This window comes from Klebsiella sp. 141162, from assembly GCF_050600755.1.
Lineage (GTDB): Bacteria > Pseudomonadota > Gammaproteobacteria > Enterobacterales > Enterobacteriaceae > Klebsiella > Klebsiella aerogenes.
Genome location: NZ_JAQIRI010000002.1, coordinates 655,770 through 672,254, shown reverse-complemented (window position 1 = coordinate 672,254; position 16,485 = coordinate 655,770). Strand labels below are relative to the sequence as shown.

At 52.8% G+C, this 16,485-nt stretch carries 17 protein-coding genes, 1 tRNA gene and 1 pseudogene; 9 read left to right on the top strand and 10 right to left on the bottom strand.

What is annotated here, in order from left to right; translation table 11 throughout:
* Positions 1 to 30: 30 nt before the first annotated feature.
* From PGR23_RS10770 to ppiB, 3 genes are all read right to left on the bottom strand, one after another.
* Positions 31 to 363 carry a hypothetical protein gene (locus PGR23_RS10770; protein WP_045393468.1) on the bottom strand — a complete coding sequence of 111 codons (333 nt, stop codon included), beginning with the start codon at positions 361 to 363 and terminating at the stop codon, positions 31 to 33.
* 104 nt (positions 364 to 467) lie between these two features.
* Positions 468 to 1,190, bottom strand: a complete 723-nt coding sequence (gene lpxH, locus PGR23_RS10765; protein WP_047049484.1) for a UDP-2,3-diacylglucosamine diphosphatase — start codon at positions 1,188 to 1,190, stop codon at positions 468 to 470.
* Positions 1,191 to 1,193: 3 nt separating this feature from the next.
* Positions 1,194 to 1,688: a peptidylprolyl isomerase B gene (gene ppiB / locus PGR23_RS10760; protein ID WP_015367878.1), complete on the bottom strand. Its 495-nt coding sequence runs from the start codon at positions 1,686 to 1,688 to the stop codon at positions 1,194 to 1,196.
* A gap of 173 nt (positions 1,689 to 1,861) precedes the next feature.
* On the opposite strand from ppiB, the gene cysS reads away from it, so the two are divergent.
* Positions 1,862 to 3,247: a cysteine--tRNA ligase gene (cysS, locus tag PGR23_RS10755; RefSeq protein ID WP_045393462.1), complete on the top strand. Its 1,386-nt coding sequence runs from the start codon at positions 1,862 to 1,864 to the stop codon at positions 3,245 to 3,247.
* A gap of 45 nt (positions 3,248 to 3,292) precedes the next feature.
* Here cysS and PGR23_RS10750 read toward each other — a convergent pair whose 3' ends face one another.
* The 5 genes and pseudogenes from PGR23_RS10750 to folD all read right to left on the bottom strand — a co-directional run bounded on the left by PGR23_RS10750 (position 3,293) and on the right by folD (position 6,125).
* A complete protein-coding gene (locus PGR23_RS10750) occupies positions 3,293 to 4,123 on the bottom strand; it encodes a DUF2145 domain-containing protein (RefSeq protein WP_316422972.1) in 831 nt (276 codons plus the stop codon).
* The gene (locus PGR23_RS10745) at positions 4,120 to 4,551 is read right to left on the bottom strand and encodes an STM0539 family protein (RefSeq protein ID WP_047049479.1); all 432 of its coding nucleotides are present in this window, start codon (positions 4,549 to 4,551) and stop codon (positions 4,120 to 4,122) included. Before PGR23_RS10745 ends, PGR23_RS10750 begins: the two co-directional genes overlap by 4 nt.
* An 8-nt stretch (positions 4,552 to 4,559) precedes the next feature.
* Positions 4,560 to 4,926, bottom strand: a pseudogene (locus PGR23_RS10740) (metal-dependent hydrolase).
* Between the two features lie 118 nt (positions 4,927 to 5,044).
* Positions 5,045 to 5,257 (bottom strand): ribosome-associated protein YbcJ, encoded by a 213-nt coding sequence (ybcJ, locus tag PGR23_RS10735; protein WP_015367876.1) that lies wholly within the window; start codon positions 5,255 to 5,257, stop codon positions 5,045 to 5,047.
* Position 5,258: 1 nt separating this feature from the next.
* Complete coding sequence (folD, locus tag PGR23_RS10730) at positions 5,259 to 6,125, bottom strand: bifunctional methylenetetrahydrofolate dehydrogenase/methenyltetrahydrofolate cyclohydrolase FolD (RefSeq protein WP_015367875.1); 867 nt, start codon at positions 6,123 to 6,125, stop codon at positions 5,259 to 5,261.
* Between the two features lie 320 nt (positions 6,126 to 6,445).
* Between folD and PGR23_RS10725 the strand changes: the two genes are divergently transcribed.
* The 6 genes from PGR23_RS10725 (at position 6,446) to PGR23_RS10700 (ending at position 11,913) form a co-directional block, all read left to right on the top strand.
* Positions 6,446 to 6,522, top strand: a tRNA-Arg gene (locus tag PGR23_RS10725).
* Positions 6,523 to 6,682: 160 nt separating this feature from the next.
* Positions 6,683 to 7,084 (top strand): hydroxyisourate hydrolase, encoded by a 402-nt coding sequence (gene uraH, locus PGR23_RS10720; protein WP_047049475.1) that lies wholly within the window; start codon positions 6,683 to 6,685, stop codon positions 7,082 to 7,084.
* A 402-nt stretch (positions 7,085 to 7,486) separates the two neighbouring features.
* Positions 7,487 to 8,485 carry a 2-keto-3-deoxygluconate transporter gene (gene kdgT / locus PGR23_RS10715; protein WP_045393457.1) on the top strand — a complete coding sequence of 333 codons (999 nt, stop codon included), beginning with the start codon at positions 7,487 to 7,489 and terminating at the stop codon, positions 8,483 to 8,485.
* 218 nt (positions 8,486 to 8,703) lie between these two features.
* Positions 8,704 to 9,540, top strand: a complete 837-nt coding sequence (gene kduI, locus PGR23_RS10710) for a 5-dehydro-4-deoxy-D-glucuronate isomerase (protein WP_045393454.1) — start codon at positions 8,704 to 8,706, stop codon at positions 9,538 to 9,540.
* 255 nt (positions 9,541 to 9,795) lie between these two features.
* Positions 9,796 to 11,103: an MFS transporter gene (locus PGR23_RS10705; protein ID WP_047049470.1), complete on the top strand. Its 1,308-nt coding sequence runs from the start codon at positions 9,796 to 9,798 to the stop codon at positions 11,101 to 11,103.
* Positions 11,104 to 11,112: 9 nt separating this feature from the next.
* Positions 11,113 to 11,913: a substrate-binding domain-containing protein gene (locus PGR23_RS10700; RefSeq protein ID WP_049060186.1), complete on the top strand. Its 801-nt coding sequence runs from the start codon at positions 11,113 to 11,115 to the stop codon at positions 11,911 to 11,913.
* Here the strand turns inward: PGR23_RS10700 and PGR23_RS10695 are convergent, their stop codons facing one another.
* On the bottom strand, positions 11,914 to 12,813 hold the full coding sequence (locus PGR23_RS10695) for a LysR family transcriptional regulator (RefSeq protein ID WP_045393445.1): 900 nt from the start codon (positions 12,811 to 12,813) through the stop codon (positions 11,914 to 11,916). It abuts the gene before it with no gap.
* A gap of 118 nt (positions 12,814 to 12,931) precedes the next feature.
* Positions 12,932 to 13,798 (bottom strand): GNAT family N-acetyltransferase, encoded by an 867-nt coding sequence (locus tag PGR23_RS10690; protein WP_045393442.1) that lies wholly within the window; start codon positions 13,796 to 13,798, stop codon positions 12,932 to 12,934.
* 625 nt (positions 13,799 to 14,423) lie between these two features.
* On the opposite strand from PGR23_RS10690, the gene PGR23_RS10685 reads away from it, so the two are divergent.
* Positions 14,424 to 15,260 (top strand): alpha/beta fold hydrolase, encoded by an 837-nt coding sequence (locus PGR23_RS10685; RefSeq protein WP_045393439.1) that lies wholly within the window; start codon positions 14,424 to 14,426, stop codon positions 15,258 to 15,260.
* A gap of 287 nt (positions 15,261 to 15,547) precedes the next feature.
* Positions 15,548 to 16,468 (top strand): Kdo(2)-lipid IV(A) acyltransferase, encoded by a 921-nt coding sequence (locus PGR23_RS10680; RefSeq protein ID WP_396279863.1) that lies wholly within the window; start codon positions 15,548 to 15,550, stop codon positions 16,466 to 16,468.
* Positions 16,469 to 16,485 lie beyond the last annotated feature (17 nt).

Here is a 16,485-nt window from a genome sequence, read left to right as displayed (position 1 = left end):
CCGCTAAGGAAAACGGTTGCGTACGCGTGGTTAGCCGTCTTTTGTCTCGCTTGCCGACGATGAAGTACGTTGTTTATTTGCCTTTATCTCATTCATGATACAGGTGATAAGCAGCACTAACCCCCAAGGAAGCATCAGGGTACCCATGATCAGTAAATAGATTTGTACCAGCCGCCCATCGTGGGGCCGGGTACAGAGCAAATAAATAGCATAAAAATAAATTGCCCATGCCAGCATTGCACACCAGACAAATGCCAGTGTGTTGCCGATAGCGACGCCGATTAAGGCGATATAGCTTACCCCTAACGGATTGAGGATCGCGATGATCATTCCCCAGATTAGGGGCTGGTTCCATTTTTTCATACTCGTTCCTTGAGTGAGATTTAGCCAAAGGCTAGCATGCGGAGAACAGATAGCGTCAGTCATTCCCCCTTCAGAAGAAGGTTTTCGGAATTGTGCCTGGGAGATTAAAACGGGAAATAGATAAGTTCGACGCCGTCGGCGCTGACTTTAACCATTGACCCTTCGCTGTGCCACGCGCCGAGGACCACGCGCCACGCGGGCTGCCCGTTGGCCTGGAGTTCATGGACGGCCGGGCGATGGGTATGGCCGTGAATCAGCCACTGCACCTGATGCCGCTCCATCGCGTCGACGACCGCCTGCGGATTTACATCCATAATTTCCATCGATTTGCTGCTGTTGGCGGCCTGGCTATCGGCGCGCATTTTGGCGGCGATGCGGCGGCGGATAAACAGAGGCAGGGCGAGAAACAGACGTTGGATCCACGGGGTATGGACTTTAGCGCGAAACGCCAGGTAACCGGGGTCATCGGTACATAAGGTGTCGCCATGCATAATCAACACTTCACGGCCATAGAGGTCCAGCCGCTCTTCTTCAGCGAGCAGGATCATGCCGCTCTGGCGGGCGAAGCGCTGGCCGACGAGAAAATCGCGGTTGCCGTGGATGAAGTAGCAGGGAACGCCGGCGTCGACGACGGCTTTGATGGCCGAAGCGATTTGCTGATGCAGCGGGTTCGGATCGTCATCGCCGATCCAGGCCTCGAACAGGTCGCCGAGTATATACAGCGCGTCCGCTTCGCGGGCGCTGCCGGCTAAAAAGCGCAGAAAACCGGCGGTGATCGCCGGTTCTTCTGTTTGCAGATGCAGGTCTGCAATAAAAAGTGTCGCCACGAATTATTCGCTGACGGTGACGCTTTTGATTACAACATCTTCTTTCGGCACATCCTGGTGCATGCCGCTGCGGCCGGTGGCAACCGCTTTGATTTTGTCTACCACGTCCATACCTTCAACCACTTCGGCAAAGACGCAGTAGCCCCAACCCTGCAGGCTTTCGCCAGAGAAGTTCAGGAAGTCGTTGTCTACTACGTTGATGAAGAACTGCGCGGTGGCGGAGTGCGGCGCCTGAGTACGGGCCATCGCCAGGGTACCACGGGTATTTTTCAGACCGTTGTTGGCTTCGTTCTGAATCGGAGATTTGGTCGCTTTCTGATTCATGCCCGGCTCAAAGCCGCCGCCCTGAATCATGAAGCCATTGATAACACGGTGGAAAATGGTGTTGTCGTAGAAACCTTCGCGGCAGTAGTCCAGGAAGTTTTTAACTGTTTCCGGCGCTTTGTCGTCAAACGTTTTGATTACGATATCGCCATGATTGGTGTGGAAAGTAACCATTTTTGCATCCTGTTCCGATGATTGTAGTGCTGAACCCAGGGTTGGGTATGACATAGGTGGCTGTTATAGCATAACCGCGGGGGTCGATGCACCTTGCAATGTGTGCTGCTTCCGGTTTGAATTAGGGTTAGAATAAGCGACTTATATCCACACACGTCTACACGGAATCTTCGATGTTAAAAATTTTTAATACACTGACGCGCCAAAAAGAAGAATTTAAACCTATTCATGCCGGGGAAGTTGGCATGTACGTGTGTGGAATTACCGTTTACGATCTCTGTCATATCGGCCATGGCCGCACCTTCGTCTCTTTCGACGTTGTCGCTCGTTACCTGCGCTTCCTTGGTTACAAGCTGAAGTACGTGCGCAACATTACCGATATCGACGATAAAATCATTAAGCGCGCTAATGAAAATGGCGAAAGCTTTGTCGCGCTGGTCGATCGCATGATCGCTGAAATGCACAAAGATTTTGACGCCCTGAACATTCTGCGCCCGGACAACGAGCCGCGCGCCACCCATCATATCGCCGAAATTATCGAAATCACCGAGCAGCTGATCGCCCGCGGTCACGCTTATGTGGCGGATAACGGCGACGTGATGTTCGACGTACCGACCGACCCGAACTACGGTCTGTTGTCGCGCCAGGATCTCGACCAGCTGCAGGCGGGCGCCCGCGTCGACGTGGTTGACGTTAAGCGTAACCCAATGGACTTCGTCCTGTGGAAGATGTCGAAAGAGGGCGAGCCGAGCTGGCCGTCGCCGTGGGGAGAAGGGCGTCCGGGCTGGCACATTGAGTGCTCGGCAATGAACTGCAAACAGCTGGGTAATCACTTTGATATTCACGGCGGCGGTTCGGATCTGATGTTCCCGCATCACGAAAACGAGATCGCGCAATCGACCTGCGCCCACGATGGCGAATACGTCAACTACTGGATGCACTCCGGAATGGTGATGGTCGATCGCGAGAAAATGTCGAAATCGCTGGGTAACTTCTTCACCGTCCGCGACGTGCTGAAGTACTACGATGCCGAAACCATCCGCTACTTCCTGATGTCCGGCCACTATCGCAGCCAGCTGAACTACAGCGAAGAGAACCTCAAGCAGGCGCGTTCGGCGCTGGAGCGTCTGTACACCGCGCTGCGCGGAACCGATAAATCCGCGCAGCCTGCCGGCGGCGAAGCCTTCGAAGCGCGCTTTATCGAAGCGATGGATGACGACTTCAATACCCCGGAAGCCTACTCGGTGCTGTTCGATATGGCGCGTGAAGTAAACCGTCTGAAAACGGAAGACGCGGCAGCCGCGAACGCGCTGGCGGCCCATATGCGTAAGCTCTCCTCGGTGCTGGGTCTGCTTGAACAGGAACCGGACGCTTTCCTGCAGAGCGGCGCGCAGGCCGATGATGGCGAAGTAGCGGAAATCGAAGGGCTTATCCAACAGCGTCTGGATGCGCGTAAAGCGAAAGACTGGGCGGCGGCGGATGCGGCGCGCGATCGTCTTAACGAGATGGGTATCGTGCTGGAGGATGGTCCGCAGGGCACCACCTGGCGTCGTAAGTAAGCGCCATTGCTAATGAAAAGGCCACGCTTGCGTGGCCTTTTTGCGTTAGGGACTGACTTCCAGTGGTGTAGGCTGAAAAACGCATACGGATTCGGGCAGATTCAGATGCAGGCAGGAGGATATGTTGCGGCTGTAACGGGCAATAAACTGAATAACGCTATCGCCACTGTTTAAACCTACTTTGCCACTTGCCAATAGTTGTTCCGGCTGATCGTCGGTAAAAACATTGCTGGCAACTATTTTTGCCCCAAGGCGTTCGAAAATCGTGACCTTAACTAACGAGGGTTGATAACCCTGCTGTAAGAGCCAATGTCTGGCCTGCTCGCGTGACCAGATGTTGCTATCGCCCGCTCGGGCAAAGACTTCCAGCAGCCAGCCATTAGAGTTTTGATACGGCCCGGAGAAGGGCCAGGCGATCAGGTTATAGTGCGGGCTGTGAAACAGGTTCAGTTTGACAGGGTTGTGCAAAAGCGCTTGTAGCGCAGCGTTAAGTTCGCCGCTCGGACGTAAAATCGCAATCTGCTGGTTAACCAGTTCATCGGCGAGAAACTCATATAATCCCTGGACGTACAGCGCCGATCGCGCGGTGCCGCAGGTATTCAGATTATGATAAACCCGCCAGCTGTTATCGGCCTGCCGTAGGGCGTAGCCGGCATGTGACCAGGTTAACCCACGGCTGGACATATCTTGCCCCTGGCGGACCAAAATAACCACCGCTTCCGGTTCGCTATTTAATTGTTGTTTGAGCAACTGTGCCTGATGCATGGTTGCGGCAATGGTTTCCGCCGATGGCGACCCCGTGCCGCAATCGGTGCTGGCTGCAGTCGCGCTTACTGATGCCACGCTCAGGCACAAGGCGAGCGCCAGGCGCTTCATTTCGCCGACAGCGGTTGGTTAGCGGAGAGCGAGGCGTCCTCTTGATTCACCATATGGGTCAGGACCTTACCTTCTTTTTTCAGCAGTGCGCCGGTGCCTTCCGGGGCTTTCTCCAGCGTCAGCTTGTCCCCGGTTTTGAGATCCGCCTCTTCCACCACCTGCAGCGGCAGCACCATTTTGACGGTGTTCTGTTTAGGGTCTTTGGTGGTCAACAGCGCGGTTTTCTGCTCTTTATTTTTGTCGACAGAAGCGGTAATCAGTGCGGCGGGGAGCAGGACTGGCGAGAGAATGATGCCGCTCACCAGCGCCGAACTGCCGATACTGGTAATGGTCGAAGAGACGGCATAGGCGTTTGTATGATCCTCGGCGTGAATCGGGCACGAAACCGCCAGCAGTGCTGCAGCGGCAAGGATGGTCGTTTTATACATGTTAATCCCTAACGTTGAATAGATTGACGATATAGCCAGAGTAGTAGCGCCAGTGCGCTTCCCGGCAGCCAGACCCACTGCAGCTCGGAGAGGATCACCTGATGGCCATAAGGCGTGGCATAACGCGATAGCGCGAATGGCACCACTTTAATCACCTGCAAGGGCAGGAAGAAGCGTTGATCGGAGCAGGGCCACAGCCAGCCGACGCCTTTACCACCATCGGTGATGGCATCGAGCAGGCTATGGGATAAGAGGCAGATACTAAGAAATGCCCAACGCCACGCCAGCCAGCAGCAGGCGAGGGGGAATGATTTTGCATCCCAGCCCTAACCCCAGACACAGCGGAACGGCGGCATCAGTGATGATGGTTGGCATTGGCTTATATTCTACAAATAAAAGCCTATTATCAGTAGGGTATTTGAGGATTACATCCCCGCATTATTCTGATTTTCCTGCGGGAGAGCGCTGGCGCCGGGACCGGCGCCAGAAAGGATTAGGCGATAACGGTAATGCTTTGACCGTCAAAGGTCACCGTTTGCCCGGCGACGATTTTACAGCGTTTGCGGGTTTCCACCGCGCCGTCGACTTTCACCAGCCCTTCGGCGATGAAGATTTTGGCCTGCGCGCCGCTTTCGCTCCAGCCTTCCAGCTTCAGCAGGTCGCACAGTTCAACATGCGGGTGTTTGCCCAGAGAAAAATTCGCCATCTTAGGCCTCCTGAATGTCGTGATACTCTTCGCACGCCTGCAGCGTATTCTGAATGAGGGTCGCTACGGTCATCGGGCCGACGCCGCCCGGCACGGGCGTAATGTAGGAGGCGCGTTCCGCCGCGTCTTCAAACACCACGTCGCCGACCACTTTGCCGCTTTCCAGACGGTTAATGCCGACGTCCACCACGATGGCGCCTTCTTTAATCCATTCACCCGGAATAAAGCCCGGTTTACCGACCGCGACAATCAGCAGATCGGCATTTTCGACGTGGTGGCGCAGGTTTTTGGTAAAGCGGTGGGTGACGGTAGTAGTGCAGCCCGCCAGCAGCAGCTCCATGCTCATCGGACGGCCGACGATGTTAGAAGCGCCAATCACCACCGCGTTGAGGCCATAAGTATCGATATTGTAGCGCTCAAGCAGGGTAACAATGCCGCGCGGCGTACAAGGACGCAGACGTGGCGCACGTTGACACAGGCGACCAACGTTGTACGGATGGAAGCCGTCGACGTCTTTGTCCGGGGCAATGCGCTCAAGGACTTTAACATTGTCGATGCCGGCAGGCAGCGGCAGCTGCACCAGAATGCCGTCGATAGTGTTATCGGCATTAAGCGTGTCGATAAGTTCCAGCAGCTCGGCTTCGCTGGTGGTTTCCGGGAGATCGTAAGAGCGGGAGACGAAGCCCACCTCTTCACATGCCTTGCGTTTGCTGCCGACATAAATCTGCGATGCAGGGTTGCTGCCGACCAGCACAACGGCGAGCCCGGGGGCGCGTTTTCCGGCCGCTACGCGCGCCTTCACTTTTTCCGCGACCTCAGAGCGCACCTGCTGCGCAATCGTTTTACCGTCAATAATTTTTGCTGCCATCAGAGAGAGGATTCCATCTGTCACTTTACGAAAGGGGGATGTGGATATTTTGTCAGAAGCCAGCCCCGCTGTCAGTTATCGTTTGCGTTTTTATCGGTTTTCCGCCGCGGGGCGGAGGAAAACAGGCTATTTTCCCGCGCTATAGCGACGTAATGGACGAGTCGCCAACGAGTTGGGCGAACAATCCTTAACCAGACATCGCGTTAATAATCGACAAGCTCGCTATGCTACTGTCTTTTCCCGGCAAAATGCATTGACTCACCGGAGGTTGACCGTATAATTTCACGCGATTGCACCTCCCGAAGCTCCCGCTTCTCAGTGCGCCCTTAGCTCAGCTGGATAGAGCAACGGCCTTCTAAGCCGTAGGTCACAGGTTCGAATCCTGTAGGGCGTGCCATTATCGCTTCTCTTACGTTCTATTCCTCCATCCAACACAAGACTTTGGCGTAGATCCGCGCGGCTATTACCCGTTAATTAATAACGAAAAGTTTAATTTTATTTCCCAGCGCGCTGACTATAGTGATGACACATTCACTTGCTTAATAAGGTCATCGCTCATGAAGTTAATTATCGCTTCCGTTATTTCATTGTTGAGCTTCAGCGCGCTTGCGGCGCCGGAAGGGACACTAAGCGTACATATTCTCAATCAGCAGACCGGTCTGCCTTCTCAAGGGGTGCAGATTGAGCTCGATAAGCAGCAGGGCAGCGGCTGGCAGCATATCGCCAGCGGTAAAACGGATGCCGATGGCCGTATCAAGTCGCTCTATCCGCAGGCCGATAATATGGAACCTGGGGTGTATAAAGTGACCTTCAAAACCGGTGACTACTTTAAAAGTCATAATATGAGCACCTTCTTTCCCGTCATTCCGGTTATTTTCAGCGTAACCGAACAGAACCAAAAGCTACATATCCCGCTGTTGTTGAGCCAGTTTGGCTACTCAACCTACCGCGGCAGTTGATCCACGCACTTTTCCTGGCCGGGCAAAGCGAAGACCGTCGTGTCTTGCTTTGCCCGGCGCATGTCACCGAATTCACTAAAACATCTATCTAACATTTCATCCCGCCCTTGATTGCCGCAACGTCGTGGCTACACCTCCCTTTTGTTTTCAATAAACGATCCTTCGTTCGATTTCTTTTTGATATGTGATGACGGTAACTAAAACACTGTTTTGTTTTCGTTGAATCATTATTTCACATGATCAATGATAACGGCATGGTATCAGTGTGGTGCGCACAACCCTGAGACTCCTGACTTTTCTCATCTGTTCGTAATGCAATGAACAGAAAGAATTTTTTCAAACGCTATTGAAAGAATAAGTCACATCCTTGCCGTTCAGGTGGGGTGGAGATGAGGATAAAACATGAAAATCAAAGCAACCATTGAACGTATCCCTGGCGGCATGATGCTGGTCCCATTGCTGCTTGGCGCGGTGCTTAATACCCTGGCGCCGGATACCGGTAATTACTTTGGTTCATTCACTAAAGGCATGATTGGTGGGACGGTGCCAATCCTGGCGGTGTGGTTTTTCTGTATCGGCGCATCAATCGATTTGCGCGCCACCGGTACCGTATTACGTAAGTCCGGCACGTTAGTGATCACCAAAATTGCCGTCGCCTGGATTGTGGCCTTTATCGCCGCGATGGTCATTCCGGAAAATGGCGTCCAGACCGGTTTCTTTGCCGGACTGTCGGTGCTGGCTATTGTCTCGGCAATGGATATGACCAACGGCGGTCTGTATGCCAGCCTGATGAATCAGTACGGCAGTAAAGAAGAGTCCGGCGCGTTTGTGCTGATGTCGCTGGAGTCCGGGCCGTTGATGACCATGGTGATCCTTGGCTCCGCCGGGCTGGCTTCCTTCGAGCCGCACCATTTTATCGGCGCGGTGCTGCCATTCCTGGTGGGCTTTGCCTTAGGCAACCTCGACCACGACTTCCGGGCTTTCTTTAGCAAAGCCACCCCGGTGCTGATTCCGTTCTTTGGTTTTGCGCTGGGCAACACTATCAACCTGAGCGTGATTCTGGATACCGGACTGCTGGGAATCGTGCTTGGCGTGGCGGTTATCATCATTACCGGTATCCCACTGATTATTGCTGACCGGGTTATCGGCGGCGGCAACGGGACGGCTGGCGTCGCGGCCTCTTCCGCAGCGGGCGCGGCGGTCGCGAACCCGGTGATCATCGCGCAGATTAATCCGGCCTTTGAACCGGTGGCCGCTTCGGCGACGGCGCTGGTCGCGGCAAGCGTCATCGTCACCGCGATTTTAGTGCCCATTATTACCGCCCTGTACGCCAGACGTTTTGGCAATGCGCAGGTGGTGAAAGCGCCTGGCGCCAGCGTGGCGCCATCGGCGAATCACTAATTTATTCTCGCCCTCCGCAGCAGGGCTCAGACTGCTGACAAAGAAGGAAAAAGCGTGGTTTTTCCTTCTTTGTGGTTATCAGCCGAAAATCAATAAATTGATTTTCCTTGTTATTTGCCTGGTGCAATTTGCAAGCTCAATGATTGCATGAGGTTTGTCATTAATCTCTGCCCTCCGCAGGAGGGCTTTATCATTCAAGAATCTGCCTGGAGGCTAACGTGGACGTAAGACAAAGTATCCACAGCGCGCATGCGAAAACTCTGGATACCCAGGGGCTGCGTAATGAATTTTTAGTTGAAAAAGTGTTTGTGGCTGACGAATACACCATGGTGTACAGCCATATTGACCGCATTATTGTTGGCGGCGTCATGCCGGTGCAGCGCGGCGTTTCGGTGGGCGGCGAAGTCGGCAAACAGCTCGGGGTAAGCTATTTCCTCGAACGCCGTGAGTTAGGGGTGATTAATATCGGCGGCCCGGGCTGTATTACCGTTGATGGCCAATGCTATGAAATCGGCCACCGTGAGGCGCTGTACGTCGGTAAGGGGGCGAAAGAGGTGGTATTTACCAGCGTCGACCATGCAAAACCGGCGAAGTTTTACTACAACTGCGCCCCGGCGCATACCACTTATCCGACGAAAAAAGTCACCCCTGCCGATGTAGCGCCGGTGACGTTGGGTGACAACCTGACCAGCAACCGCCGCACCATCAATAAGTATTTCGTGCCGGATGTACTGGAAACCTGTCAGCTCAGCATGGGCCTGACCGAACTGGCGCCGGGCAACCTGTGGAACACCATGCCTTGCCATACCCATGAGCGGCGGATGGAGGTCTATTTCTATTTCAACATGGATGAGGACGCCTGCGTCTTCCACATGATGGGGCAGCCGCAGGAGACCCGTCATATTGTGATGCATAACGAGCAGGCGGTGATTTCGCCAAGCTGGTCGATTCACTCAGGGGTGGGTACCCGCGCTTATACCTTCATCTGGGGGATGGTCGGCGAGAACCAGGTCTTCGACGATATGGATCACGTCGCCGTACGCGATCTTCGTTAAAACTCCCCCTCAAGCCCGGATTGCCTTGGGGGGAAATGCAGCGGAGTTCACACTATCAGCGTATAGAGGCGGGGCGGAGGGGGAGACCCGTCGCCCCGTCATTGTTGATGTCGCTTAACTCGCAGGCTTTATTAATGTGTCAGACGCATCAATAGATGCGCAAAATGCGCTTATTCCTGGCTACAACTTCCCGCACTCTTACGGTTACCTAAATGTTAATGAGAGTTAACTATTCAGTTAATCAGGGAGAGTGTGATGTCCGCAACTGCCGCAACTTCAGTATTTCGCGCCAGGGCCAAAGTGATCCTGCAGGTGACCTCAGGGAATTTTCTTGAGCAGTTTGACTTCTTTTTATTTGGTTTTTACGCCACCTATATCGCCCATACTTTTTTTCCTTCCGAAAATGAATTCGCCTCATTAATGATGACCTTCGCCGTTTTCGGCGCCGGGTTCTTGATGCGGCCCGTGGGCGCCGTGGTGTTAGGCGCCTGGATTGACAAGGTTGGCAGACGTAAAGGTTTAATCGGCACGCTGTCGATTATGGCGATGGGGACCATCCTGATCGTGCTGGTGCCAGGTTATCAGACTATCGGTTTGTGGGCGCCGGCGCTGGTGCTGTGCGGCCGACTGTTGCAGGGCTTTTCTGCCGGTGCGGAACTGGGCGGCGTCTCGGTTTACCTCGCTGAAATGGCGACGCCGGGGCGTAAAGGGTTTTATACCAGCTGGCAATCCGCCAGTCAGCAGGTGTCCATTATGGTGGCCGCTTCACTGGGCTATCTGCTCAATATGCTGCTCAGTGAGTCGAGTCTGCATCAGTGGGGATGGCGTATTCCGTTCGCGATTGGCTGCCTGATCGTGCCTTTTATCTTCTTTTTACGCCGCAACCTGAATGAAACCGCGGAGTATACGGAGCGTAAGGAACATCCGACCCTGGGACAATCGCTGACTATTCTGCTGGCAAACTGGCGGGTGGTGATTGCGGGGATGTTAATGGTGGCGATGACCACTACCGCGTTCTATTTGATCACGGTCTACGCGCCAACCTTTGGCAAAAACGTGCTGTTATTAAGCGCCTCGGATAGCCTGCTGGTCACGCTGTTGGTGGCGATCTCTAATTTCATCTGGCTGCCTATCGGCGGCATGCTTTCCGATAGGTTTGGTCGTAAACCGGTATTGGTCAGCATGACGCTGCTGGCTATTTTCACCAGTTGGCCTGCGTTATCGTTGCTGGCCCGCATGCCGGACTTCGCCATGATGTTGTCCGTGCTGCTGTGGCTCTCCTTCATTTACGGCATCTATAACGGCGCGATGATCCCGGCGCTGACGGAAATTATGCCTAAGTCGGTCAGGGTTGCTGGTTTTTCTCTGGCTTACAGCCTGGCTACCGCGCTGTTTGGCGGTTTCACGCCGGCGATGTCCACCGCGTTAATTAAAGTTACCGGGGATAAGGCTGCGCCCGGCTACTGGATGAGTTTTGCGGCAATCTGCGCGCTATTAGCGACGCTGTATCTCTATCAACGCGTTTCCCGGCAGGCATTGAAAACGCAAAATTCTTTGGGTTAAGAGGTGAATATGCAACGTAAATCATGGGTTTTCTCGTTACTGGTATTTACCTGCGGCTATGCGCAAGTTGCCGCCGCGCAGGAGATCACGGTGATGATCTCCGGCGGCTTCTCCGCGGCGTTGGATAAACTGGCGCCCGACTATCAGCAAAAAAGCGGCAATACCTTGCATATCATTCATGGGCCCTCGATGGGGAAATCCGCGGAGGCGATACCGAACCGCCTGGCGGCAGGGCAAAAGGCGGATGTGGTGATTATGGTGGGATACGCCCTGGATGATTTGCAGAAGCAGGGCAAAGTGATGCCGGGGTCGCGTATTGAACTGGCGGACTCACGAATTGGCGCCGTTGTGCCAAAGGGCGCCCCGGTGCCGGATATCAGTAGCGTCGCCGCGTTGAAACAGACATTGCTGCAGGCGAAATCCATCGCCTATTCGGATAGCGCCAGCGGGCGCTATGTTGAAAAGGAGCTGTTCAGAAAACTGGATATTGCCGCGCAGGCAAGCCCCAAAGCAAAAATGATCGAAAAAATCCCCGTTGCTTCGCTGGTAGCGAAAGGGGACTATGCGATAGGGTTTCAGCAGGTTAGCGAGTTGTTGCCGGTCAGCGGCGTGACGTTCGTTGGTCGTCTGCCGGATGAAGTGCAATACGTTACTCGCTTCGCGGGCGCCGTGGTTGCCGATTCATCCGCGCAGTCCCAGGCGAAGCAACTGCTGTGCTATCTGGCTTCAGTCCCGGCGCAGGCGGAAATTCGTCGCACAGGCATGGATCCTTTACCCTCTAACGCCTGTGAATTACCGGAAGAGGGCTAATCATGCGGTGGGATGGTAAAAATCGGTAATGGCTTTTTCGAGCTCGGCGGCCAGAGGGGGTAACGCTCTGCCCGCTTTTTTTATCAGTCCCACCTGCCTTTTCACTTCAGGTTCCACTAGCGGAATACTCACTAACGCGTGGTGCGCATAGGCCGGTAGCGCCATCGCCGGTATTGCCGCGATACCAAGGCCGGCATCCACCATGCCCAGCATCGTTGTGACATGGCGGGTTTCACAAACCGCAGTGCGTCGCGGCCCTACGTTGCTCAGGGCGCCGTCCAGCAGATGACGATTGCCGGAGATCTTATCGAGCCAGATGTAATCCCGATTAAAAAACTCCTGCCAGCTGAGGCTATGACGTTGTGCCAGCGGATCGTCGCGTCGGCAAACCGCCAGGTAGCGTTCATGAACCAGCGGCGTAAACACCACCTCGGACGCGATTTCGGAGAGAAAACTCAGGCCGAAGTCCGCCTGGTGATTCTGCACGGCGCTATAAACATTTCCGGCGCTGGTATCAATGACCTTGATCCGCGCCTTAGGAAAACGTTGACGGAATTGGGTGATAACCTGCGGCATAAAAAAGTTGGCGGCAGAGGGGACACAGGCAACCGTCACCATTCCGTTGCCGAAAGCGGCGCGGTCGCTAATACCGTCCAGAGCATCTTCAAATTCGGAAAGCAGATGCTGAGCCTTTGGGGCAAAGGCTCTCCCGGTTTGCGTGAGCGTCACCCGGCGAGTGGTTCTGTCAAACAATCTCACCCCCAAAGCGGTTTCCAGCTTTTCAATTCGCCTGCTTAACGCCGATTGCGAAATGCAAATCGCCTCGGCGGCGTAGCGAAAGCTGCCGTGCTCGCTGAGGGCTAAAAAGGCGTAGAGATCCTGCAGGTCAAAAAGGGGCAAGTGGTGCTTCTCCTGAATTTAACAAAAAAACAACAATCGATTGTACTGTTTATTTTGTTTTCCAGGAAGAAACAACGCCGACCAGCCGCAGGCTAAAGAGATAGCCTGCGGCCCGGCATCAGGCGTGCGCCAGCAGCGGAAACATCAATTTGTTGTCGTGGAAAATGTTCTCTTTGTTGGAATAGATAAACAACATATCGTCGCCGTCTATTTTTTCGTACTCGCCAAGGCGCGCTTCCTTCGGCGTAAAACCAAGCACCGCCTGCTGCGATTGCGGCTGGGCGAGTTCATTGATAATGGTCGCCATGGATTGTCCGGCATCGCAAAAAATATCAAAGCAGATCAGCTCATGGGCGCTTTGCATCGCAATGGCGACGGCCTGGTTTTTCTCCGAGTAGTACACGAAATGCTTCATAAACGCCGAACAGTAAAACATCAGCAGACCGAAGTTATTCTCCACTCGTAGCTGTGAAAAGGGGTTGGATTTCTGGTAGTAGTGCTTAAGCAGGGCAATATCCTGCGCACTATCCATATCCAGTTTACGGAAGTCGCCGGGAGTCGGCGAAACGGGCGCAACATATTGATATTCGTCGGTCCGCGTAAAGCCAAATTTGGGGTAGAAATCGACGGTGGTGGAGTTGGCAAACAGGAAAAAAGCATCCGCTTTGTCACGCCAGTCATCAAGGATATGTTGTATCAACTGTCCGGCAAGCCCTTTATTACGGTAATCAATGTTGGTCATTACCGTACCTATTTGAATATAGCGTCGAGGTTGGCCTTGCCAGACCAGATCAATAATATTCGCGGAGGCGTTGGCGATAACTTTATTCTTATCAACGAAAGCGTAGGGGATATAGGATTCACTCCAGTACCCTTGCTGATACCAGGCGTCAAAGGATAGATCGAACGTTTTGATGGCTAAATCAATAAAGCTTTTTCTTAATGTATTATCATCTTTGAGTTGCTTAACCAATTTGTAGTGCATCGCAGTCATTCCTTTCTTATTCGTTTTGCTATCCGGGATTGCTACAGGCAAAATTTACCCCTTGAAAATCACAGGCTTTGCGCCTGAGTATGGCGGTTTTCTGTGGTTTGTACAGTATTGACAGAAGGGCATCGCTCAGGACGTTGCCTGGCTCACAATTAACGGCGAACATTCTGCGTGGATTAGGTCAGTGAGGAACAACCGCTTCGGTTTAAAAATGAGCACGTGGATCATTTGGTTTATTCTTTTTTCTCGGGGAATAATCTGAAGAAATCTATTTGAGAGAAATTTACAGCAGAGCGTAAGTATAAGATAAAAATATTTTAATTATTTATTTTTGGCATAACGTGCTGATATTTATCTATAAAATAAAAGATATCGAAAAGGCATATTTAATCAATAGGTAATATGAACTAACTCTCAACGGCACAAGGCGTATTTTAGCTTCTGCGATGATATTAAATTGCTGAGGGATGAGCTAAATGAGCCATCATCTTCTACACTTTGTGGCACCGTTGCCATTGAGGTTTTTCGCAAACAAAGGGAAAACATCATATCAGCGCTGAATGTAACCAATTGAATGTTAATGAGAAGTTGTCATATTTTCAATAGAGGAGTTCGTGATATGGCATTCGTAACAACTAAAGATGGCGTTAATATTTATTTTAAAGACTGGGGTCCGAAAGAGGCTCAGCCTATTGTGTTCCACCATGGCTGGCCGTTAAGCGCTGATGACTGGGATAACCAGATGCTGTTTTTCCTCGCGCAAGGGTTTCGCGTCATCGCTATCGACCGCCGCGGCCATGGGCGTTCCGACCAGGTAAGCGAAGGCCATGATATGGATCACTATGCGGCCGATGCTTCTGCTGTGGTCGAAAGTCTGGATTTGCATAACGCTGTTCACGTTGGTCATTCAACCGGCGGCGGTCAGGTCGCGCGCTATGTGGCTAAATATGGCCAGCCGCAGGGCAGGGTAGCCAAAGCGGTATTAATCAGTTCCGTACCGCCGTTAATGGTGAAAACCGACAATAACCCAGGCGGTACGCCCATCGAAGTGTTTGACGGTTTCCGCAAGGCGCTTGCTGCTAATCGCTCACAGTTCTATCTCGATGTTGCCAGTGGACCGTTCTACGGTTTTAACCGCGATGGCGCAGAGGTTTCGCAAGGCACCATCCAGAACTGGTGGCGTCAGGGGATGACCGGTAGCGCGAAAGCCCATTATGAAGGGATTAAGGCCTTCTCTGAAACCGACCAGACAGAAGATCTGAAAGCGATTACGGTGCCGGTGTTGGTAATGCAGGGTGACGACGACCAGGTCGTTCCTTATAAAAATGCCGCCATTCTGCAGGATAAACTGTTAGCGAATAGCGAGCTTAAAATTTATCCGGGCTTACCGCATGGTATGCACACGTCACATGCGGATGTGATTAACGCCGATCTGCTGGCCTTCATTCGTTCATAACGATATTTAGCCTTCGGGGACGTTTCTTCGGAGGCTATTTATTTATTGTTGAAGATGAATAACGCAAACTTTAGCTTGCGTGCCACTGTACGAAAAAATTAATAATAAATTTGTTACACAGTTGGTTTAATACCAGGGCAGCGTACAGGTTATAGTCTACGCTTGAATGCGTATTACCGCACGAATAGGAAAAAACTAAATGTTGTGGATCGGGTACCTTATCCGCAAATTCGGACTGAGGCCTCCCGCAGGCATGTAAATCAAGGATCCTGAAGAGCAATAGTCAGATGTCGCATTTACCCAAATTCTCTCTTTCATTATTACACCCGCGTTACTGGCCGGCATGGCTGGGCATTGGCTTATTGTGGCTGGTGGTACAACTTCCTTATCCGCTGATCTATCGTCTGGGCCATAGTCTGGGGCGTTTATCCATGCATTTTTTGCGCGGAAGAGTACGTATTGCGCAGCGTAATCTCGAGCTCTGCTTTCCACACCTCAGCCCGGCGCAGCGTCATGAAATGTTGGTTAAGAATTTTGAATCTCTGGGCATGGGGTTGATGGAAACCGGCATGGCATGGTTCTGGCCGACCCATCGCGTCGAGCGCTGGACCGAGACCAGCGGCGTCAATGAAGTTGTTGAACTACAGGAACAGAAGCAGGGTATTTTGCTGATTGGCATTCACTTTCTGACCCTGGAACTCGGCGCGCGGATGTTTGGCATGTTCACGCCGGGGATTGGCGTTTACCGGCCAAACGATAATCCGCTGATCGACTGGCTGCAAACCTGGGGACGACTGCGTTCTAACAAGACGATGCTGGATCGTAAAAACTTGAAAGGTATGGTTAAGTCACTGAAAGAGGGAGAAATCCTCTGGTACGCTCCGGATCATGATTATGGTCGCGCCAGCAGCGTATTTGTTCCCTTTTTCAATGTTGATAATGCTGCGACCACCACCGGCACCTGGATGCTGGCGAGAATGTCAAAAGCCACTATCGTTCCCTTTGTTCCGCGAAGAAAGCCCAACGGCGCCGGGTATGAGCTGATTGCGCTGCAGCCTGAGGCGACACCGCCGCTGGATTCTCCGGAAACCACCGCCAGATGGATGAACAAAATTATTGAGCAATGTATCCTGATGGCGCCGGAACAGTACATGTGGCTGCACCGTCGTTTTAAGACCCGTCCGGAAGGGGTACCGTCGCGTTACTAAGCGTGGCAGATGGTAAA